This window comes from Paraburkholderia sp. A1RI-2L (assembly GCF_048957375.1).
In the GTDB taxonomy this organism is placed as follows: Bacteria; Pseudomonadota; Gammaproteobacteria; order Burkholderiales; family Burkholderiaceae; genus Paraburkholderia.
This window is the reverse complement of the sequence record NZ_JARBTA010000001.1, coordinates 1,192,925-1,214,118: the sequence shown is the minus strand read 5'-3', so window position 1 is coordinate 1,214,118 and position 21,194 is coordinate 1,192,925. Positions and strand designations below refer to the sequence as shown.

Genomic DNA, 21,194 nt, shown 5'->3' with positions numbered 1-21,194 from the left:
AACATGCCGCAATCCTCAGTTCCGTCCGATGAGGGCCGCTCCGACAAGGCCCCCACCCTCCCCACCAACCCCGCATCCCGTGTCATGGCCCCGCGTCACCGAACCCGCGTCGTCGCGCGCGAGCGTCTTGTCGCCCAGCTGATCGAGGCGCGGCGCAAGCGCTGCATCATGCTGCAAGGCCCTGCCGGCTGCGGCAAGACCAGCACGCTGGTCGCCTGGCGCGAGGCGCTGCTGCCGCTCGGCTTCGAGCTCGCGTGGCTCACGCTCGCGCCCGAAGACGACGATCTGGCGAGCTTCATCGACTACCTCGTCGCGAGCCTCGCGCAGATCGACCCGGCCATCTGCCGCGAAGCGGCCCTCCTCGGCGGGCGCGGCGTGGACGACGAAGCGGTCGAGCGCACCGTGATCGCGCTGGTGCGCGGCATCGCGGAACGCTCCGGCGACCTCACCCTCGTCGTCGACGATCTGCAGCATATCGCCAATCCGCGCAGCCACAAGGCGCTGCAATGGCTGCTCGATTACGCGCCGCCCAATCTGCATATCGTGCTGGTCTCGCGCGGCACCTTTCCTGTTTCGGTCGGCCGCCTGCGCGATCAGGATCTCGTGCTCGAACTCGACATGCGGGACCTGCGCTTCACGTTCGAGGAATCTGCGCAATACCTGCGCGCGCAACTGGGCGAAGTCAGCGAGCGCGATGCTCGCGAAATGCACGAGCTCACCGACGGCTGGGTCGCAGGCTTGCAGCTTTTTGCCATGCATCTGAAGCGGCACCGCGCGTCCTCCGGCGCGCGCAACGCGGCGGAGTCGCTCAGCCGTCTTCCTCACACTCACCTGCTCGATGCGCGCTCGCTCGGCGACTACTTCGAGCGCGAAGTGCTGTCCCACCTCACGGCGAACGAGGTGGAGCTGCTCGTGCGCACCTCGGTGTGCGCGCGGTTGTGCTCATCGCTGTGCGTGGCGCTGGTCGGCGCGGAGCAGCCGCCTCGCGAGCTGCTCGCGCTGCTCGAACGCCTCGAGACCGACAATTTGTTCATCGCGCAGATCGAGCGCGTGGGTAACGAAACCTGGTACCGCCTCAACCCGCTCTTTCGCGAGACCCTGCTCGACCGCTTCCGGGCTCGCAGCGAGGCGGTGCAGCGTTCGGTGCACCATGCGGCATGGTGCTGGTTCCGCGACCACGACCTGCCCGACGAGGCCGTGCGGCATGCGCTGCAGGCCGGCGAATCGGCGGCCGCGGCGAACCTCGTTCTGGAAGTGGCGCGCGGCTTGCAGGTGTCTGGCGATCTGCGCAAGCTGGTCTCGCTCATGCAGTTGCTGCCGCATGTCGAGATCGAAGCCCGCATCGGCTTGCGCATGTGGCGCCTGCAACTGCAGCTATATGCGCGCGATTTCGAAGCCTGCGCGAACAGCATCGCGCGGCTCGAAGCCGACATCCCCGCCGGGGATGCACGCACGCGCTACCGGCTGGCGCTGTTGCGCGCCACAGTCGAGGTGCAGCGCGACGATCCCGACCGGGCGATGGAGCAATTGCCCGTGATCCTGAATGCGCCCGCGGATGCCGACGGCTTCTCGGTCGGCGCGCGCGCCATCCTGCTGTCATGGCTCTACATGCACGCGGGCGAGTACGAAGAAGCGCGCGCGATGCAACTGGACCCGACGCGTGTGCTCGTCGCCGGCGCACCGCTGCTCGGCACCTCCGCAGGCGTGCTCAATAGTCGCTGCATGACCGGCTTCAGCCATGCGCTCGAAGGGCAATTCACGCAGGTCGAGCGCATCAGCCGCGACGTGCTGGCCGAAGCCGAGCAGCGCGGCAGCGGCGCGGCGGAGCCGGCCTGCTTCGCGGCCGCGCTGCTTGGCGAGGCGCTGTACGAGTTCAACGACATCGCCGGCGCGAGACGTCTGCTCGAAGATCGCGTCGATGTGCTCGAGCGGGTGTCCATCCCCGATTCGGTCGTGCGCGTGTTGAGCGTGCTTGCGGCGGCGCACTGGGCGGAAGGACATCACCTCGACGCATTCGCCTACCTCGAACGGCTCGATGAGTACGCCACGCGGCAAGGCCTGCCACGGCTTCAGGCTCACAGCCTCGCAGCCCAGGTCCAGTATCATCTCCAATCCGGCCGGTTCGACGACGCCGAGGCCGGTCTCGCGCGGCTCGACATGATCGCGGCCAGTCTCGCGCCCACGCGCCCGCTCACCCACCGCGACGTCGTAGCGCTCGCGGAGCAGGCGCACGTCAGCTGGAACATCGCCCACAAGGATTACGAAAGCGCCGCCTTGCGCTTGCCGGCGCTCATCGCACTATGTGGCGAGCGGGGCCGTCAGCATCACGTCGCCCGCCTGCGCCTGCAGTCGGCGCTGGTCGACCTGAAGCGCGGACGCACCGATGCGGCGCACCAGAGCGCGCTCGCCAGCCTGCGCCTCGGCCACCGGATCGGGCTGGTGCGCAGCATTCTCGACGCCGCGCCCGATGTGATCGCGTTCGCGGAACAGGTCGTGCGCGCCGAGCCGGACGATGCGGTGCTGGCGTTCTATGTCGACCGGCTGCGCCGCGCCGAGGCGGCCGAGAGCGTTCTCGCCGCGCCGCCGGCCACGGCGAGCAGCGCACGTGGCGCGCTGCCTGGCGGCGCCGAAGCGCTCAGCGATCGCGAGGCCAAGGTCATCAGCCTGCTCGCGCAGACGTTGCCTAACAAGAAGATCGCCCGAACCCTCGGCATCTCGCCGGAAACGGTCAAGTGGCACCTCAAGAACATCTACGGCAAGCTCGGCGTTTCGAGCCGCGACGAAGCCGTCGCACGCGTGCGCGATCTCGGGCTCGATCTCGACCAGTAGCCCGGGCGTTTCGCCCCACTCCCCCTCCTCGCTACCCGTCGCGGGTGGTTCAGCCCGGCGCCGGGGCCGACTATTCTCTGTATCAGGGTTTGCGCTTCGCCACGGCGGCGCAAACCCGACACAGCCAAAAAACGTAACAGGAGACACGGCGTAATGACTACGCTCACGCCCAGTTCTGCCCCGGCGGCCGCATTCCGCCCGGTCCGGCTGCCCTCGCGGCAAACCCTCGTCGAACGCCGCAGCGACGGCAGCCTGGTTCTCCGTTCGGCCAACCCGCCGCCCGCCATCACCCAAAACAGCTTTGCCGATTTCATCGAACGTTGGGCCGCCGTGCGCGGCGACATGACGGCCTTCGCCGAGCGCGATAGCGCCGGCGAGTGGCGCCGCTTGAGCTGGCGCGATCTGTGGCAACAAGTGCGTGCGGTCGCGGCTGCGCTGCTCGAAATGGGGCTCGGCCAAACTCGCCCGCTGACGCTGCTATCAGGCAACTCGATCGAACAGGCCGTGGTATTGCTCGCGGCCGAGTACGCGGGCATCCCGACAGCGCCGGTTTCGCCCGCCTACGCGTCGCTCAGCAAGGACTTTGCGCGCCTGAACGGCGTGATCGACATGGTGCCGCCGGCCGCGCTCTTCGTGCAGGACGGCACCGCCCTCGAGCGCGCGCTCGCCGCCCTCGAGCACACGGGGGCCGCAGTGATCGCCGTGCGCAACGTGCGTGCAGGGCAGGCCGACTGGGCCAAGCTTGCGGCCACCGAGCTGACACCCGCACGCGAAGCCGCCGTTACCGCCGCCCACTCGGCCATCTCGCCCGATGCAACGGCGCGCGTGCTCTTTACTTCAGGCTCCACCGGCATTCCGAAGGGCGTGAACCTCACCTATGGCAATTTCAAGGCTGTCGCCGCTTACTTCTCCGACAACCTTGCATTCCTGAACGAGCTCGAACCCGTATTTCTCGACTGGCTGCCGTGGCATCACGGTCTTGGCGGCGTGCTCAATCTCGGCCGCTCGATCCAGTTCGGCGCAACCCATTACATCGACGACGGGCGTCCGCTGCCCGGCCTCGTCGAGCGCACCGTGCGCAATCTGCGCGAAGTGGCGCCCACTATCTTCACGACCGTGCCGTCCGCGTGGACCGTGCTCGCTAACGAGCTCGAACGCGATGACGCGCTCGCGGCGAATCTGTTCTCGAAAGTCCACTACTTCGGCTATGGCGGCGCCAGCCTGCCTGCCGACGTCTGGCAGCGCATTCAACGCGTGGCGCAAGAGATCACGGGAGAGCGCATCGCCTTCATGACTGGCCTCGCCTGCACGGAAACGTCCGGCATGGGAACGTATTGCGGTTGGACGACCGAGACCATCGGCAACATCGGCACGCCCGTGCCCGGTTCGGAAGTGAAGCTGATACCGCTCGAAGGCGGCGATGGCCGCTACGAGATCCGCATGCGCGGCGCCAACGTGTTCGGCGGCTATATCAAGCATCCCGAACTAACTGCAGCCGCATTCGACGAAGAAGGCTTCTTCCGGCTCGGCGATGCCGTGCGGCTTGCGGACCCCGAGGATCCTTCGAAGGGCATGCTGTTCGCGGGCCGCGTCGTGGAAGATTTCAAGCTCACCAATGGCACATGGGTTCGCACGGGCGCCGTGCGGCTCGCGCTGCTCGAGTGCTGCGCCCCGCTCCTCACCGACGCCGTGATTTGCGGCCACGACCATGACTACCTGGCTGCGCTCGCGTGGCCCAACGTGGCCGCTTGCCGGCGTCTCGCGCCGGAGCTCGAGGGACTCGACGCCGCCGCCCTCGTGCAGCATCCGCGCGTTGTCGCGGAACTGGGCGAGAGGCTGCGCCGTCAGGGTGCGAAAGGCGCGAGCCTCTCGGTCGATCGCCTCATGCTGATGGCCGAACCACCCTCGATGGACGCCAACGAAATTGCCGAGAAAGGCTACGTCAACCAGGCCGTCACGCGGGCGCGCCGCGCCGATCTGGTTGATGCACTCTATGTAACCGAGCCCGCGGCGCACATCGCGCGCGCACGCTGAAATACGCTTCGAACCAAACGCCCAAGCTTAGGAAAACAAAATGCATATCAACCGGACCTTCTTCCGTGATGATCACGAAATGCTGCGCACCACCGCGCGCCGCTTTTTGGAAAAAGAATGCCTGCCGAAACAGGCCGAATGGGACAAAGCCGGCAAGGTGGACCGCGAAACCTGGCTCAAGGCGGGCCGCGAGGGTCTGTTGTGCCTCACGCTTCCCACCGAGTACGGCGGTGGCGGCGGCGATTTCGGCCACGCAGCCGTGTTCAACGAAGAGGTCAACCGTTCGGGCGTGAGCGGCCTCGGCTTCTCGGTCCACTCGGACATCATCGCCCCCTACGTCGCCCGCATCGGCTCGGAAGAGCAGAAGCAGCGCTGGCTGCCGAAAGTCTGCTCGGGCGAGTGCATCCTCGCGATCGCGATGACCGAGCCCGGCACGGGCAGCGACCTGAAGGCCGTGCGCACCACCGCGATCCGCGACGGCGACGAGTACGTCATCAACGGCAGCAAGACCTTCATCAGCAACGGCCTGAACGCCGACCTCATCATCGTGGTGTGCAAGACCGACCCGGCGGCGGGCTCGAAAGGCGTGAGCCTCGTCGTGGTCGAAGCCGATCGCGCGGGCTTCCGCCGTGGCCGCAAGCTCGACAAAGTGGGCCAGCACGCCGGCGACACCGCCGAGCTCTTCTTCGACAATGTGCGCGTGCCCGTGTCGAACCTGCTCGGCGAAGAAGGCAAAGGTTTCGCCTACCTGATGGCGGAATTGCCACAGGAACGCCTTTCGATCGCAGTCGGTGCCGCTGCGAAGCTGGAGGCCTGCCTCGAGCACACGCTGAACTACGTGAAGGACCGCAAGGCGTTCAACCAGACCGTGTGGGACTTCCAGAACACCAAGTTCAAGCTGGCTGACATCAAGGCCCAGACGATCGCCGTGCGCCTGATGGTGGACCACTATCTGTCCGAGCACGTGCGCCGCCGCCTCACGCTCGAAGAAGCGGCCGTGGCCAAGCTTTTCGCCACCGAATCGCTCGGCAAGGCGCTCGACGAGATGGTGCAGCTCCACGGCGGCTACGGCTACATGCTCGAGTACCCGGTGGCCCGCGCTTTCGCTGACTCGCGCGTCACGCGCATCTACGGCGGCACGAGCGAAGTGATGCGCGATCTCATCTCCCGCAAGCTTTAAAAAACTTTTCGATAAACAGGAGTCCTGATATGACGAAAAAAGCATTTGTCGCCGGCGTCGGCATGATCCCGTTCAAGAAGCCGGGCACGAGCGAAACCTATGACGTGATGGGTGCCACGGCGATCCGCCAGGCGCTGGCTGATGCCGGGCTAGACTACGCTGACGTCCAGCAGGCTTACGCCGGCTATGTCTACGGCGACTCGACGTGCGGCCAGAAGGCACTCTATCACGTGGGCATGACCGGCATTCCCGTCATCAACGTGAACAACAACTGTGCGACCGGTTCGTCGGCGCTGTTCCTCGCTCGTCAGGCCGTGCAGAGCGGCGCGGTCGATTGCGCGCTTGCCGTGGGGTTCGAATTCATGCAGCCCGGCGCGCTCAAGTCCAACTGGACCGATCGCGCTCCAGCCTTAGAACGGGCGAACGTGGTGGTTGACGAACTGGTCGGCAAACTCGACGGACTCAGCAACGCGATCCGCCAGTTCGCCGGAGCCGGTATGGCGCATATGAGGAAGTACGGCACCAGGCTCGAGACCTTCGCCAGCATTCGCGCGAAGGCGAGCCGCCATGCTGCGCGCAACCCGCTCGCGGTGTTCCGAAACGTCGTTACGACCGAGGACGTGATGGCCGCACCCATGCTCTGGGAAGGCGTGCTCACGCGCCTGATGGCCTGCCCGCCCACCTGCGGCGCGGCGGCGGCACTGATCGTTTCGGAAGCGTTCGCGAAAAAGCGCGGCCTGCGCACCGACGTGATCATTGCCGGCCAGGCGCTCACCACCGACACGCCCAGCACCTACGACGCGAAGGACATGATCCGCGTGGTGGGTTTCGACATGGCCCAGGCCGCTGCGAAGAGCGCGTACGAACAGGCCGGCGTGGGCCCGCAGGACCTCGACGTGATCGAGCTGCACGACTGCTTTGCGCAGAACGAGCTCATCACCTATGAAGCACTCGGTCTGTGCGGCGAAGGCGAAGCCGAAAAGCTCGTCGACGACGGCGACAACACCTACGGCGGCAAGTGGGTCGTGAATCCGTCGGGCGGTCTGCTCTCGAAGGGCCACCCGCTAGGTGCAACCGGTCTCGCGCAGTGCTACGAACTCACGCAGCAGTTGCGCGGCACGGCGCAAGAGCGCCAGGTCGAGGGCGCGAAGGTCGCGCTCGCGCACAACGTGGGTCTCGGCGGCGCTTGTGTGGTGACGGTTTACCAGTCGGCTTGAACGGGTCATTGACCAGATAACCACGGAGCAACCGACATGATCGACAAGCAGTTCATCGGCAAGAAACTGCCGGCGTTTCGCGCGGTGGCTGAAGCAGGCCGCCTGCGCTTTTTCGCCAAGGCGATTGGCGAGACGAACCCGGTCTACTTCGACGAAGCCGCCGCGCGCGATGCGGGCCATCCCGGTCTGCCGCTACCGCCCACGTTCCTGTTCTCGCTCGAATTCGAACAGCCAGACGCTTCGTGGCGCGACGAGATCGGCATCGAACTGCCGCGCATTCTGCACGGCGAGCAGAACTTCACCTATCACCGGCTTGCCTACGCCGGCGACGTGCTGCTGTTCGAGTCGCACATCGCGGACATCTACGACAAGAAAGGTGGCCTGCTGGAGTTCGTGGTGCGCGAAACGCGCGTGACGAACCAGCGCGGCGAACACGTGGCCGATCTGCGCAGCGTGATCGTGCAACGTAACGGTTAAGGAAGCCAACGCATGAACAACCTCAACTACGACGCAATCCAGGTTGGCGATACGCTGCCGCCGCTGGACCTGGCGCCGGTCGACCGCAAGATGCTCGCACTCTTCGCCGGCGCATCGGGCGACCACAACGCCGTGCATATCGACATCGACTACGCACGCCGCGCCGGAATGCCCGACGTGTTCGCGCACGGCATGCTCTCGATGGCCTGGCTCGGCCGCCTGCTCACGAAGTGGGTAGATCAACGTCAGTTGCGCCAGTTCGGCGTGCGCTTCGTCGGCATTACTCACCTCGGTCACCGCATTGCCTGCACGGGACGCGTGGTCGAGAAGTTCGAAGCCGAAGGCGAAAAACGCCTGCGCCTCGAAATCCAGACTGCCAACCAGTATGGCGAATCGCGCGTCGTCGGCGACGCGGTGGTCGCGCTCTAACACACACCTATCAACTTATTGAAGGAGACAGCAGCATGGGCAAACTCGACGGCAAAGTGGCGCTCGTCACCGGTTCGGGCCGCGGCATCGGCCGCGCAATCGTGGAAAAGCTCGCGAGCGAAGGAGCGCGCATCGTCGTGAACGATCTCGACGCCGATCCGGCGCACGAAACGGTGGAAGCACTCAAGAAGATGGGCGCCGAAGCGGTGGCCTGCGTGGGCAACGTGTCCGCGCCAGACTTCGCCGAGCGCTTCATCGGCACCGCGATGAACACCTTCAAGGGCATCGACATCGTCGTCAACAACGCGGGCTACACGTGGGACGACGTGATCCAGAAGATGACCGACGAGCAGTGGTATGCGATTCTCGACTGCCACATGACCGCGCCGTTTCGCATCCTGCGCGCCGCCTACCCGCACATCAAGGCGCTGCACGCCGCGGACGTAGCGGAGGGCCGCGAGGTCTATCGCAAGATCGTCAATATCTCGTCGACGTCGGCGCTCAACGGTAACGCGGGTCAGATGAACTACTCGGGCGCGAAGGCCGGCGTGATCGGCATGACGCGCGCGCTCGCGCGCGAATGGGGTCGCTTCAACGTGAACGTCAACGCGGTGGCGTTCGGCCTGATCCATACGCGCATGACGTCCGCTGACGCAAAGGCCGGTGCGACGGTGAAGATCGACGGACGCGACATCCGCGTAGGGCTGAACCCCGAAATGCTGAAGACGCACGCACAGCGCAACCCGCTGGGCCGTGGAGGCACGCCCGAGGAAGCCGCGGGCGGCGTGTATCTGTTCTGCTCGCCCGAGTCGAACTACATCACGGGTCAGACCGTCGCGGTGGCCGGCAATCTGCAGTAAGTCCGGATTCGCCTGCACGCAAGGCTCACGCGGGGCCCGTTCGGCCCCACAGGCGGCGTCCGTCGCCTGAGGGGGCCTCGCATTTTGCGCCATCGCTCGCGCGCCGCTTTCCAGCCGTTGCCGAACGGAATAGCATAGGAATTTCGGTGGCGAAGGAGACGACCATGGCTACGTATGCTGTCGATGGCGTGCGCATCAGCGCTTCAACGGACCGCGTGACGCACGTGCGCTGGGCGCCAATCGACCCTCATTCCCATGACTGGCTCTCGCCGCCCAAAATCTCGGAAGTGGCCGACGTCGCGAACGGCCTGCGCTCGGGCGCCGTGGTGTATTCCGTGTTCACGCTGGGCGGCATGAAATTCCTCGGGCCGAAGATCAAGGCGGTTCCCCACCCCAACGGCATCGACGGAATCGATATGGAGGTCCCGGACGGCAGCGTCGAAAAGTCGATGGATGATCTGCCGCGCATCTAGGCCGGCGCGCATGCGCGCCTGTGCGAACCGATAAAATAGCGGAGTGCGCTTGCCGGCGCACAAGCGGCGCCTGGCCGACGGCCGGGCGCCGTGCTCCCCACGCCCCTATTCAACGCATTGCGCCATGGCCCGCATCGAGCTCCATTTCCCCGAAGACCAGTTTTACTACTCGACCCACCTCACGGTGCGCGTCACCGACATCAATTCGGCCAACCACCTCGCGAACGACTCGATGATCTCGATGATTTCCGAGGCACGGGCACGTTTTCTCTTCGATGCCGGCATCGAGGACATGAAAGACGTCCATACCAGCATCATCGTCACCGACCTCGCCACCACGTATCGCGCCGAAGCCTATGCGCGCGACCAGTTGTGCTTCGAGGTCGGCATCATGGATTTCAACCGCTACGGCGGCGACATCATTTTCCGCATCACACGCCCCTCGGACGGCGCACTCATTGCGATGGCCAAGTCGGGGTTTGTTTTCTTCGACTACGAGGCGAAGAAAGTCGTGCCGATGCCGGTGGCATTCCGCGCGAAATTCCCGGGCGTCAACTCGCTCGCCGGAAGCGAATCCGCACTTCGTCTGAACTGACTCCCCGCAGAATACCGGTTCAGCGCGGCTGAAACGCAATGAGCGCCATGCCGGCCAGCGCAAGCGCCATCCCGGCGTAATCCCACGGGCTCGGCCGGATGGCTTCCACGCCCCACAGCCATAGCATCGCTACGCACACGTAGACGCCGCCATAGGCGGCGTAGGTGCGCCCCGCCGCACTCGGATGCAGCGTGAGCAGCCACGCGAACAGCGCGAGCGATGCGGCGGCCGGCACGAGCAGCCAGGCGCTCGCGCCCTCGCGCAGCCAGCGATACGGCAGATAGCAGCCGACGATTTCGGCAAGCGCGGTGGCAATGAACAGCAGGAACGTCTTCATGGATGGCACAAGTACTGCGCGAGAGTCGTGGGGGCTCATGGTAGCGCACGTGGCCAATAAACAGTAAAAGCACGGAATGCGTGGACCCCGCCCGCCGATTATTTTTTGCCCTGGAAGATTGAATATCTTCATTTCAAATTATTGAACGTGCCGCACAGGCATTGCTATTGCAATTTCGGTTATCTGAATTCATTGATTCATCGATAAAAATACTGCAAACAATTGTACCAAAGATCGGCTCAATCGTTGAGGTCCGGTTTTCAACATACATGCAGAGCGCATTATGCGCACGACATGAATCAATTAATTCTCAACGCAGGATTGAATTTATCCATAATCGGTAGATAATTATTTTCAAAATTTTCATTTTAAAAATGATTATTAACCGCCAAGGAAAAAACATGACAACCGCCATCCACGCCAAATGCCTTGCCGCCGCACTCGTGCTTGTCGGCACTGTCCTGCCCGCAAGCGTCGCTCTGGCCGCCGGCGAAGCCGCCGTGTCCGCCACGTCCACCACGGCGTCGGCGGCGTTGCCGCGCGTGGCCGTGCTCGCCACGGGCGGCACAATCGCGGGCCAGGCGGACACGCGCGCGGCCAACGCCTATAACGCGGGCGCGGTGGGCGCGCAGCAACTCGTGCAGGCCGTGCCCGGCATCGAAAAGCTTGCCCGCCTGAGCATCGAACAGGTTGCGTCGATCGGTTCGCAGGACATGAACGACAAGGTCTGGTTCACGCTCGCGCGGCGCATCCAGGAAATCCTCGACCGCAACGAAGCCGATGCGGTCGTCATCACGCACGGCACGGACACGCTCGAAGAAACGGCCTTCTTCCTCGACAACGTGCTGCGCACCGACAAGCCCGTCGTGCTGGTGGGCTCCATGCGCCCCTCCACGGCCACGAGCGCTGACGGCCCGAGCAACCTGTACGAAGCCGTCGAAGTGGCTGCCAGCCCCGCAGCGCGCGGGCGCGGCGTGATGGTGGTGCTCAACGACACGATCCAGTCGGCGCGCGCAACCACCAAGACCAACACCACGAGCGTGCAAACGTTCGTTTCGCCGAACAGCGGGCCGATCGGCTATGTCGATCCCGCAAGCGTGCGCTTCCTGGCGTCCGCGGTCCAACCCGACAGCCACAAGTATGCACTGCCTTCGGGCGAGCAATTGCCGCGCGTCGAAATCGTCTACGCGCACGCGAATATGGATAGCGTGCAGATCGACAACGCCATCGCCAACAAGGCCAAGGGCATCGTGCTGGCGGGTGTGGGCGACGGCAACACCTCGAAGCCGGCGATCGAGGCGCTCCAGCGCGCCGCGAAGCAGGGAATCGTGGTGGTGCGAGCATCGCGCGTGGGGTCGGGATTCGTGAACCGCAATGTCGAAGTGAATGACGACACGAGCGGTTTCGTCGTCTCGCTCGACTTGAATCCGCAGAAGGCGCGCGTGCTCACGCAATTGCTGGTCGCCAACGGGATCACCTCGCCCGCGCAGGTGCAGAAGGCGTTCGCAGCGACCTGGTGAGCGGTGTTGCATGATCAGGCATGCTTCGGAACGATGAAGCGCTCACGATGAAGCAAACGGGCAGAGGCAAGCCGCCCGCGCCTGAACCTCGGAACAACTCGGCGCAATTTAACGCAATTCAATGCAACTAAGGGGGGCTCGCCGCGCACGAGCCGCATTTCGATTTCCGTAACCACGAGCCGCGGTCGGCTTCGCTGTCGATCACATGATGCTCACCAGCAGCGCGCAGGCGTTTCGTGGCGGCATCGCGGCGCTGGGCGAATTCTTCGGGCTGTCCGCGGCTAGCCCTGCTCGGCAGCGCCGGGCACGATCTGGTCGATGATCTCGCGTGTGTGGCCCGTGTGTGGCCCGTGTGTAGCCCGTGGTCGAGCCAATGCGTACGCCGTCCGCGCGCAGTTGCGCGGTCACGGCCGCCACGCGCGGAATCACGTCACCTTGTTACGCTCTGCGCCGCCCCGGTCCCGAAGGCGTCCCGGCTGCGAACCGGGCACAGGCAGGCACACGCGAAGACGCCCGGGCACCCGCGCCAGGACCGGGCGTGGCACACTGAAACAACCGTTCCGCTTCAACTTTGCATGACACAGGAGTCGTTCATGGAACGTCCCTTCACCGATCGCCGCGAGGCCGGGCAAATGCTCGCCGCGCAACTCGCGTCCTACGCCGGGCGCCGCGACATCGTCGTGCTCGCGCTGCCGCGCGGGGGCGTGCCGGTCGCGTATGAAGTGGCCGGGGCGCTGAGCGCGCCGCTCGACGTGCTGCCCGTGTGCAAGCTCGGCACGCCGTGGCAGCCGGAGCTCGCCATGGGCGCGATCTCGTCGAATGGTGCGCAATACGTCGATGAAGCGCTGATCCGCGAAGCCGGAGTGAGCCAGGCGAAATTACAGAGTGTACTTTCGCTCGCCCGCATCGAGCTGGGCCGGCGCGAGGCGCGTTACCGCGGTGCACGCGCCGCTGTGCCGGTGGCCGGGCGCGTGGCACTGCTGGTCGACGACGGCATGGCCACGGGCGCGTCGCTCAAGGCCGCCGCGCGGGCGCTCGCGTCGCTCGGGCCGGCGCGCATCATCGCGGCGTTGCCGGTTGCACCGGCCGGTGCGCGCGCACGGCTCGCCGGCGCAGTCGACGATTTCGTCTGCGTCCAGACGCCCTCGTCGTTCATGAGCGTGGGCCAGTTCTACTTCGACTTCGACCAGGTCGACGACGACACGGTACGCGATTTGCTCGACCGCGCGGCCACGCCGTAACGATAGAAGCGCCCAGCGTACCCGCGTTCAGCGCACCGGATTAGCCGCTTTTTCTCCTACTACGGTCTGCCAGGGCCGCACGCGCCACGCCTTGACGAGGCCGGCCTTCACATAGGGATCGGCGCGCGCGAACGCTTCGGCGGCTGCCGGGCTCTCGCCCTGGAAGAGCAGCAACGCCTCGTCCACGGGCTCGGTAATCGCTCCCGCGAGCAGCAGCTCGCCGCGCTCCACCGCCGCCCAAGCAAGCGCCAGGTGTGCATCGCGATGCTCGGCGCGCCGCTCGAGATAATCGTCTACGAGTTCGTACATCAAGAGGTAATGCATAGTCGATCTCCGGTCTCGTTGTGGTGTGCATACAGCGCATTGTGCCTGAGCATGCGTCAACCGAACCCACTCCCCGTTCGTTTTCAGGTTGGCTTTGCCATAATGGTTGCGGCGATAGGCAATGATGGACCAGATGGGCCGCCTGCTCGCACGACTAACGACAAACGTCGAAATCCCATGGGAGTGAACGATGAAGATGCAATCCGTCATTGCTGCAATCGTGTTGGGCGGCGCACTGGCCGCACCGGCGTTCGCACAGACCGCCGCACCCGCGGCAGCGGCTTCCGCAGCCGCTAGCCCGAATAGCCAGCAGAACAAGATGAAGGCCTGCAACGCGCAGGCCGGCGACAAGAAGGGTGACGAGCGCAAGGCCTTCATGAAGCAATGCCTTTCCGCGGCCGGCGTGTCCCCCACCATGTCGCAGCAGGAGCGCATGAAGGCATGCAACACGCAGGCCGGCGACAAGAAAGGCGACGACCGCAAGGCCTTCATGAAGCAGTGCCTCACGACCAAGAGCTGATCCGCCAGGCGGCCGAAGCTTGATCGAAGCATCGGGTTTGCCCTGCCACCGCACCACCGCAGAACGATCGCTTTCACGACGCGCCGTAGCTCATGCTGCGGCGCGTCGTTTTTCATGGTGCGGCGCACCTAGCCTGGCAGGCCGTCCACTTGCATCCCGCGCGCTTCGGCGTTGCGCCCGCGCGCGATTTTTCTTCTATGATGGCTGCAGCGGCGCCCTTTCCCTGATACGCAATCGCACAGACGCCATCGGGCCGCCGAACGAAGGTTGGAGCCGGAGTGATGCCTGTCGCATCGTACGGAGGCGCGGATGGCATGGAAGCACAAGAATCGCTGGTTTCGCCGCTGGCTGGTGGTGATCGTTTTCTGGCTCGTGCCGGTGATGATCATTGCGGTGCGCGAGGCCCAGGACGAGATGGCCTACAACCGCGCGGATCTGCAGCGCGCCCTCGCCAGCTGGACTTTCACCGACGCCGAACGGGCCGTCGGCGCGCCGTTGCATTGCCAGGGGACGCCTGAACGGGCACGCGCGCTGGGCTGCCCTGCCGCCGTGCTCGCGGAAAACGCCGCGGCTCACCAGGCTGCGCTCGACGAATACGCCACGCGGCGCGCCACACTCGTGAGCTATCTGTGGCACGCATTCGTTGGCTACTGGGTCGTGCCGGCTGCAACCCTGCTCGCCATCGGCATCGTCCTGGGCGCCGTGCGCCGCGCGCTGCGACGCCCTCCCGCTGCGAAGCCCGTGGCGGAACACTGATGCGCGTCTTGCCGATGCACGGTCTTGAACGGGCAAATCCGGACCCTGTGTTATAAGAGCGAAAGCTGATTCCTTCATTGGCAAAACGCCATGACGGCACGGCTTAAGGCTATTTCGGATATCCCGGAACACAGAACGGAGAACAACATGCAAGGACGCCGTTTCATCCTTAAGGCTTCGGTTGCAATCGCGCTTGCCAGCGCGGCGCTCGCAGGCTGCTCGACCACCGGCAACACGCCGCCGACGGCACAAACCAATGATGCGAAACGCCAGTCGATCGACGCAAGCGTCGACGGCACGATGTCGCGGCTCTATCAGACCGTGCCCGGCGCGCGCGAACTCGTAGGCAAGGCGCGCGGCGTGCTGGTCTTCCCGCAGGTGACTCAGGCAGGGATCGGCATTGGCGGCGAGCATGGCGACGGCGCGTTGCGTGTCGGCGGCAGCACGGTTGGTTACTACAGCACCACGGGCGCCTCGGTGGGCGCAACGCTCGGCATGCAGTCGAAGTCGGTCGTCTACCTGTTCATGACGCAGGAAGCACTCGACAAATTCCGCAATTCGAGCGGCTGGTCGGCAGGCGGCGACGCCTCGGTCGCGATCGCGAAGGTCGGCGCGAACGGCACGATCGACACCACCACGGCCACCAAGCCCGTGGAAGTCTTCGTGCTCACCAACAGCGGCCTGATCGGCGACCTCTCGCTCGGCACGACCAAGATCTCCCCGCTGAAGCTGTAAGGTTCACGCGTTCACGAGCATGCAGGGCGCCCGGGCCTTGTTCCGCTCGGGCGCTGCCTGTGCGAAACAAGGCCCCCCGCCGCTCAGCTCGTGGACGTGTCGATCACCTTGAAGCGCGAACGCTTGTTCGCGCGGATCACCGCCTGATACGCCTCGACATACTGCTGCGCCATGCGGTGTGACGTGAAGCGCTCTTCGAAGCGCTGCCGCACACCGGCGCGCGGCACGCGTGAAAGCCGGTTCACGGCCGCCACGGCGCCAATTTCGTCCTCGACGATAAATCCCGAAACGCCCTCATCCACCACTTCCGGCACCGAGCCGCGATTGAACGCGATCACGGGCGTGCCGCACGCCATCGCCTCGATCATCACCAGCCCGAACGGCTCGGGCCAGTCGATCGGGAACAGCAGCGCATGCGCACCGGAGAGGAACTCGGCCTTCTGGCTGTCGTTGATCTCGCCCACGAATTCCACATTCGGGAGTGCGAAGAGTGGCTTGATCTCGCGTTCGAAATACTCGCGATCGGCCTCGTCGACTTTGGCGGCGATGCGGATCGGCAAGCCGCAGCGCTGGGCAATGCGAATCGCCGTGTCCACTCTCTTCTCGGGCGAGATGCGGCCGAGAAACGCGAGATAGCGCGGCTCGACGGGCTGCGGCGTATACAGCGCCTCGGGCAGGCCGTGATAGACCGTCCGGAGCCATTTAGCCTGCGGCATCGGTTGGCGCTGCGCGGTCGAGATCGAGATGACCGGCGCCGTGTTGAACGTGTCGAACACCGGTTGCTGCTCGGGCAAGTCCAGACGGCCGTGCAGCGTGGTCACGAACGGCGTTTCCTGGCGCTTGAACACCGAGAACGAGTAGTAATCCATATGGAAATGCAGCACGTCGAACTGGTCGGCCTGGCGGCGCACCATTTCCATGAGCAGCATGTGCGGCGCAATACGGTCGCGAATGCCGGGGTCGAGGCGCAGCGCGCGCGGCCACACGGGTTCGAGCTTCGCACGCGTTTGCGAATCGCCGCTTGCGAACAGCGTCACGTCGTGACCGAGCTCGACCAGCGCCTCGGTGATGTACGACACGGCGCGCTCGGTGCCGCCGTAGAGCTTCGGTGGCACCGATTCGGTCAGCGGGGCGATCTGCGCAATTCTCATTGAGTGTCTCCTTCGTGTTCCGCGCACGCACGCGGGAAATTCCGCCAGGTGGTTCGAGCCATTTTAAAGGAAGCCCAGTATTGCAATCGTGCCTTCGAATATCGATGGAAGGGACAGACTCGCGGAGAACGCGATCGGGCGGCTCGCAGCACGGCGCATTTCGCTATTATTCGCCTTGCGCCGCGCCCGCGCTGCGAGTCTTTCAATTGCTATATGGACTTACACGTCGAAACATCCTGCCTGGCGCCCGTCGCAGAGCGCCCGAGGCGGCTTAGCGCGACGGCCATTGCCACGCCGGTACATCGAGCGAATCGGCGTCGGCGAGCGCCGTCGCGCCGAGACGCCGCTCCAGCACGATCGACTGGCTGCCCGCCTCGCGCTCGAGCGCTGCAACGAGCCGCGCCGCGTGCGAGACCACCAGCACCTGCGAGTGCGCCGAGGCGCGCGCGATGAGCCGTGCGAGCGACGGCAGCAAGTCGGGGTGCAGGCTCGTCGAGCACGAGCAGCGCGGGCGGGCGTGGGCTCAGCAGCGCGGCGGCGAGCAAGAGATAGCGCAGCGTGCCGTCCGAAAGCTCGGCGCCACGCAACGGCCGCAGCAAACCCTCCTGACGCAGCGCGACTTCGAAGCGCCCTTCGTGATTGACGATCTCGACGCGCGCGCCCGGAAACGCATCGCCGATCGCCGCATCGAGCGCACCGGCGTCACCGATCTCGCGGATCGTCTGCAGCGCGGCGGCAAGATTGGCGCCATCGTCGGCCAGCACCGGCGAATGCGTGCCGATCTGCACCCGGCGCGCGGGCGCGTGCTCGTCGGTGCGGAAGTGATCGTAAAAGCGCCACGAACGGATCTGTTCGCGCACCGCGATCATTTCGGGCGCGCTGCGCGGGTCGGCGAACTCCGTCATCATGCTGTCGAAGCTCGCCACGGGTTGCGCGAGCGTCGTCCACCCGCCCTCCGCTTCCCCGTCGCGAATGCGGATCATGGGCCCCTGACGGTCGACGAGCACAGTCGATGGCCGCAGCAGCGGCCCGCCCCAGATGCATTCGCGCTTGATGACCGGGTCCAGCGAGAACTGCGAGGAGCCGGGCACCGGCAAGCCCAGGTCGATCGCATAGCCGAAGGTCTCGCTCGCGAAGCCGAGCTTGAGGCTCACGGCGTCTTTGCGCACCGTGCCCTGCACGGCGTAATCGCCCTGGGCGACCGCGCGCGAAAAGCGCTCGGGGCCGGCCCAGAGCGTCGATTGCAAGCCTCCCTCGCGCGCGAGCGATGGAATCACGCCACCGCGCCCGGTCAATGCGAGCAGGCGCAGCGCCCGATAGAGATTGGACTTGCCGCTGCCGTTCGGGCCGGTGATGACGTTCAGCGGCCCGAGCGGCACGATGAGTTCGCGCAGTGAGCGGTAGTTGGCGATGGCGAGGGTCGAAAGCATGGGCCGTAGCAAGCGCGCGCATGCGCGGGTTGAGCCAGCGCCCGATGATACGCAATCGGGCGCGGCTCGCGCTATCTCCATACTCACGCAGTCAGCGCAGCTGGGGCACGGCCGCGAGATCGGAGAGAAAGCGGTCGCGCCAGACGCCCAGATCGTTGCGGCGCAGCGCTTCCATGTTGGTCAGGTAGCGCGCCTTGCGCTCTTCTAGCGGCATCGACAGCGCGCGCCCGAGCGCCTCCGACATGCCCGCGGCATCATGAGGATTCACGAGCAGCGCGCCCGTAAGCTCGGCGGCCGCGCCCGCGAAGATCGAGAGCACGAGTACGCCGGGATCGTCGGGATTCTGCGCGGCCACGTATTCTTTCGCGACCAGATTCATGCCATCGTGCAGCGGCGTGACATAGCCCACCTGCGACTCGCGAAAAAGCGACATCAGCTTCCAGCGGTCGTACTGCTGGCTCAGGTAGCGGATCGGCGTGTAGTCGAGGCCCGAATAACGCCCGTTGATGCGTCCGGCCTCGCGCTCCAGTTCCTCGCGGATGATCTTGTAGCTCGCCACGTCGGAGCGCGTGGGCGGCGCGATCTGCACGAGCGTGACCCTGCCGCGCCATTCGGGCGAATGCTCGAGCAATTGCTCGAAGGCGTGAAAGCGCTCGACGAGCCCCTTCGAGTAATCGAGCCGGTCCACGCTCATCACGAGCTTGCGGCCTTCGAGGCTCTGCTTGAGATCGAGCACATGCTGGCGGCTCTCGTAGCGCGCGGCCTGCTCGGCGATCTCGTCGGGAAACACGCCGATGCGATAGACGCCCGTGCGCAGCTTGCGCCCGTAGGCCTCCACCTCGCCCGCTTCCTTGTTTTCGCCATGCTCGCGCACCACGCCCCTCGCGGTGCGCGCGATGTAATCGTGAAACGCCTGCTGGTCGTTGCGCGTCTGGAAGCCGAGCAGGTCATAGCAGCACAGCGACCTCACGAGCTCATCGTGCGGCGGAATCGTTTGCAGTACTTGCGGCGAAGGAAACGGAATATGGAGGAAGAAGCCGATACGATTGCGCATGCCCTCGGAGCGCAGCGCCTCGGCGAACGGAATCAGGTGGTAATCGTGGACCCAGATCATGTCGTCGGGCTGGATCAGCTTGACGAGCTTGTGCGCGAGCCACGCATTCACGCGCCGGTATCCGGCGTATTCATCGCGCTCATAGCGCGCGAGATCGTTGCGGTAGTGGAACACCGGCCACAGCGTGGCATTCGAGAAACCGCGGTAATACTGGTCGTAATCCTTCTTCGTGAGCCCGGCAGTCGCGAAAGTGACCGGCCCCTCCTCGGCGAGCGTCGGGCCCGCGTTGGCCACCGTCTCGCTCACGACATCGCCGCTCCAGCCAAACCACACGCCGCCTGCGTCCTTGAGCGCCCCGAACACGCCAACAGCGAGCCCCCCTGCGGAGCCCTTGGTCTCCGTGGGCGTCGCCACGCGGTTCGAGACGACTATCAGTCTGGCCATCGAGATATTTCCTCCTCCGTTTTGCTCCGGCAACCGAATTCCCCAGCAAGGGACGTGCCACGGTATTGGCCGGAGCCTGCGGACTCGCCGGACTGGCTAGCGTTCGGGAAGGTAGTGAGCGCGGCGCAAGGCAACAGTACCCGACGTCACGCTACTTGAATGCGCGTAAAGATGCGCTAAAGATTGCGATCGGCCAAGTCGGGCCGCTCAGGAAAAAATTCAGGCCGACGGCTCGGCGCTGAGTCGGTTTTCGGCGTGATTGCCGTCGCGATTGCTGGCCCGGCCCAGTGCCCCGTCAATTGCCGGTCTTGCAAGGAAACGCCTTGCCGAGCCCGAGCGAGATGGCCGTGCTGGCGTTGTAGCCGGCGACGTTCGGGTTATCGGCGATGTATTTGCGCACGGCGTCGGTGAGTTGCGCCGAGCGAGCCTCCTGCGGCAGGCAGAAATACTGGCCGACGCGCGGGCCGGTCGTGCCGCCGATGGCGTCGATGGTGTTGAAAATGCCGTCGGCGGCCCCTTCGATATAAGCCGCGCATGCGCTGCGCGACGCCACGTCAGTCTTCGAACACAGCCGGTTCAGATCGGAGGCGGTGAAGGCAAAAGCCGAAACCGGCACAGCGAGCGCGCCGGCGCAGATCAGAGCCCGCAGCATGATTCTCCTTGATTCGTCGCTTGATTCGTCATCGGGTGCGGCATTTGCCGCGCCGCGAGCCGCCCGCTGGCGGCCGGCGGCAACCCCGGTATTGTGCACTGTTTTAGGGGCGCGTCGTGCGGCTCTTCCGCGAAAGAGCTTGCGCGAATGCACCCGATGACCCGGCCGTCAGCGCCCGCGGCGGCGTTACTGCGCCGCCTGGCCCATGCGCGCCGAGAGGTCCTTGATCGCGTCAGGCGCCTTGTACTGCTTGGCGAAATCGAGCGCCGTCATGCCGATCTGGTTCTTTGCGTTCAGATTGGCGCCGTGGTCGAGCAGCAGTTTAGCGGTGCTCATATGGTCGCCGCGCGCGGCCATCATGAGCGGGGTCGTGCCGTTGGGCGACAGCGCGTTGACGTCGGCCGAATAGCCGACCAGCAGCTTCACCACGTCGTCGCGGCCGTTCGCGGCGGCGTAGTGCAGCGGCGTCCAGCCCTGCTTGTTCACCTCGGCGCCCTTGGTGATGAGCAGCTTCACGAGATCCATGTCGCCATTGAGCGAGGCCAGCATCAGCGCGTTCTCGCCCGACTTGTCCTCGGCGGCGATGTTGGTCTTCGGATTGTCGAGCAGCACTGCCGCGACCTTGTCCGACTTCTCGCGCGCGGCCAGCACGAGCAGCGGCATGCCCTGGCTATCCGTGGCGTTCGGGTCCATGCCGTCTGCGAGGTCCTTGGCGACGCCCTTGGCGTCGTCGAACTTCACGCCCTTCACGAGCGAATCGATCGACGCGGCGTGGACCGGCGCGCTCGCGAGGAAGGCGGCGCTCATACCGATGGCGAGCGCGGCAGCGATGCGGCGCACGCCGGTAGCGCGCGCGGCCTGGACGGTGGACGTAAGCGGATTCGAGTTCATGTCAGACCTTAACGTTATTCGATATCTAATTGATAAAAAGCGATA

Annotated in this window: 20 protein-coding genes and 1 pseudogene; 14 read left to right on the top strand and 7 right to left on the bottom strand. The window is 65.2% G+C overall.

Annotated features, from left to right (window positions below; translation table 11 throughout):
- Positions 1-3: 3 nt before the first annotated feature.
- The 9 genes from PWP93_RS05760 to PWP93_RS05720 all read left to right on the top strand — a co-directional run bounded on the left by PWP93_RS05760 (position 4) and on the right by PWP93_RS05720 (position 10,094).
- Positions 4-2,829: a LuxR C-terminal-related transcriptional regulator gene (locus PWP93_RS05760; RefSeq protein ID WP_421043783.1), complete on the top strand. Its 2,826-nt coding sequence runs from the start codon at positions 4-6 to the stop codon at positions 2,827-2,829.
- A gap of 153 nt (positions 2,830-2,982) precedes the next feature.
- Positions 2,983-4,863 carry a feruloyl-CoA synthase gene (locus PWP93_RS05755; RefSeq protein WP_421043782.1) on the top strand — a complete coding sequence of 627 codons (1,881 nt, stop codon included), beginning with the start codon at positions 2,983-2,985 and terminating at the stop codon, positions 4,861-4,863.
- A gap of 40 nt (positions 4,864-4,903) precedes the next feature.
- Complete coding sequence (locus PWP93_RS05750; RefSeq protein ID WP_421043781.1) at positions 4,904-6,043, top strand: acyl-CoA dehydrogenase family protein; 1,140 nt, start codon at positions 4,904-4,906, stop codon at positions 6,041-6,043.
- A gap of 29 nt (positions 6,044-6,072) precedes the next feature.
- A complete protein-coding gene (locus tag PWP93_RS05745) occupies positions 6,073-7,260 on the top strand; it encodes a lipid-transfer protein (protein ID WP_421043780.1) in 1,188 nt (395 codons plus the stop codon).
- Between the two features lie 36 nt (positions 7,261-7,296).
- Positions 7,297-7,737, top strand: a complete 441-nt coding sequence (locus tag PWP93_RS05740) for a MaoC family dehydratase N-terminal domain-containing protein (RefSeq protein ID WP_421043779.1) — start codon at positions 7,297-7,299, stop codon at positions 7,735-7,737.
- A 12-nt stretch (positions 7,738-7,749) separates the two neighbouring features.
- The gene (locus PWP93_RS05735; protein WP_421043778.1) at positions 7,750-8,166 is read left to right on the top strand and encodes a MaoC family dehydratase; all 417 of its coding nucleotides are present in this window, start codon (positions 7,750-7,752) and stop codon (positions 8,164-8,166) included.
- Positions 8,167-8,201: 35 nt separating this feature from the next.
- Positions 8,202-9,026, top strand: a complete 825-nt coding sequence (locus tag PWP93_RS05730; protein WP_421043777.1) for an SDR family NAD(P)-dependent oxidoreductase — start codon at positions 8,202-8,204, stop codon at positions 9,024-9,026.
- A 164-nt stretch (positions 9,027-9,190) separates the two neighbouring features.
- Complete coding sequence (locus PWP93_RS05725; RefSeq protein WP_213295559.1) at positions 9,191-9,499, top strand: hypothetical protein; 309 nt, start codon at positions 9,191-9,193, stop codon at positions 9,497-9,499.
- A 124-nt stretch (positions 9,500-9,623) separates the two neighbouring features.
- A complete protein-coding gene (locus PWP93_RS05720; RefSeq protein WP_421043776.1) occupies positions 9,624-10,094 on the top strand; it encodes a thioesterase family protein in 471 nt (156 codons plus the stop codon).
- 19 nt (positions 10,095-10,113) lie between these two features.
- Here the strand turns inward: PWP93_RS05720 and PWP93_RS05715 are convergent, their stop codons facing one another.
- The gene (locus PWP93_RS05715) at positions 10,114-10,431 is read right to left on the bottom strand and encodes a YnfA family protein (protein WP_421023982.1); all 318 of its coding nucleotides are present in this window, start codon (positions 10,429-10,431) and stop codon (positions 10,114-10,116) included.
- Between the two features lie 401 nt (positions 10,432-10,832).
- Here PWP93_RS05715 and PWP93_RS05710 point away from each other — a divergent pair, with 401 nt between their 5' ends.
- Positions 10,833-11,951 (top strand): asparaginase, encoded by a 1,119-nt coding sequence (locus PWP93_RS05710; RefSeq protein WP_421043775.1) that lies wholly within the window; start codon positions 10,833-10,835, stop codon positions 11,949-11,951.
- A 593-nt stretch (positions 11,952-12,544) separates the two neighbouring features.
- On the top strand, positions 12,545-13,192 hold the full coding sequence (locus PWP93_RS05705) for a phosphoribosyltransferase (RefSeq protein ID WP_421043774.1): 648 nt from the start codon (positions 12,545-12,547) through the stop codon (positions 13,190-13,192).
- Between the two features lie 27 nt (positions 13,193-13,219).
- Here the strand turns inward: PWP93_RS05705 and PWP93_RS05700 are convergent, their stop codons facing one another.
- On the bottom strand, positions 13,220-13,516 hold the full coding sequence (locus PWP93_RS05700) for a YciI-like protein (protein WP_421043773.1): 297 nt from the start codon (positions 13,514-13,516) through the stop codon (positions 13,220-13,222).
- Between the two features lie 190 nt (positions 13,517-13,706).
- Between PWP93_RS05700 and PWP93_RS05695 the strand changes: the two genes are divergently transcribed.
- The 3 genes from PWP93_RS05695 to PWP93_RS05685 all read left to right on the top strand — a co-directional run bounded on the left by PWP93_RS05695 (position 13,707) and on the right by PWP93_RS05685 (position 15,527).
- Positions 13,707-14,036, top strand: a complete 330-nt coding sequence (locus PWP93_RS05695; RefSeq protein WP_421023987.1) for a PsiF family protein — start codon at positions 13,707-13,709, stop codon at positions 14,034-14,036.
- A gap of 309 nt (positions 14,037-14,345) precedes the next feature.
- Positions 14,346-14,792, top strand: coding sequence for a hypothetical protein (locus PWP93_RS05690; protein WP_421043772.1), 447 nt, complete (start codon positions 14,346-14,348; stop codon positions 14,790-14,792).
- 147 nt (positions 14,793-14,939) lie between these two features.
- Positions 14,940-15,527, top strand: coding sequence for a YSC84-related protein (locus PWP93_RS05685; RefSeq protein WP_421023989.1), 588 nt, complete (start codon positions 14,940-14,942; stop codon positions 15,525-15,527).
- A gap of 83 nt (positions 15,528-15,610) precedes the next feature.
- Here the strand turns inward: PWP93_RS05685 and PWP93_RS05680 are convergent, their stop codons facing one another.
- The 5 genes and pseudogenes from PWP93_RS05680 to PWP93_RS05660 all read right to left on the bottom strand — a co-directional run bounded on the left by PWP93_RS05680 (position 15,611) and on the right by PWP93_RS05660 (position 21,149).
- A complete protein-coding gene (locus tag PWP93_RS05680) occupies positions 15,611-16,678 on the bottom strand; it encodes a glycosyltransferase family 4 protein (RefSeq protein WP_421043771.1) in 1,068 nt (355 codons plus the stop codon).
- A gap of 271 nt (positions 16,679-16,949) precedes the next feature.
- Positions 16,950-18,108, bottom strand: a pseudogene (locus PWP93_RS05675) (AAA family ATPase).
- A gap of 91 nt (positions 18,109-18,199) precedes the next feature.
- Complete coding sequence (gene otsA / locus PWP93_RS05670; protein WP_421023992.1) at positions 18,200-19,606, bottom strand: alpha,alpha-trehalose-phosphate synthase (UDP-forming); 1,407 nt, start codon at positions 19,604-19,606, stop codon at positions 18,200-18,202.
- A 295-nt stretch (positions 19,607-19,901) separates the two neighbouring features.
- Positions 19,902-20,258 carry a Rap1a/Tai family immunity protein gene (locus PWP93_RS05665; RefSeq protein WP_421025216.1) on the bottom strand — a complete coding sequence of 119 codons (357 nt, stop codon included), beginning with the start codon at positions 20,256-20,258 and terminating at the stop codon, positions 19,902-19,904.
- 186 nt (positions 20,259-20,444) lie between these two features.
- A complete protein-coding gene (locus PWP93_RS05660; RefSeq protein WP_421043770.1) occupies positions 20,445-21,149 on the bottom strand; it encodes an ankyrin repeat domain-containing protein in 705 nt (234 codons plus the stop codon).
- Positions 21,150-21,194 lie beyond the last annotated feature (45 nt).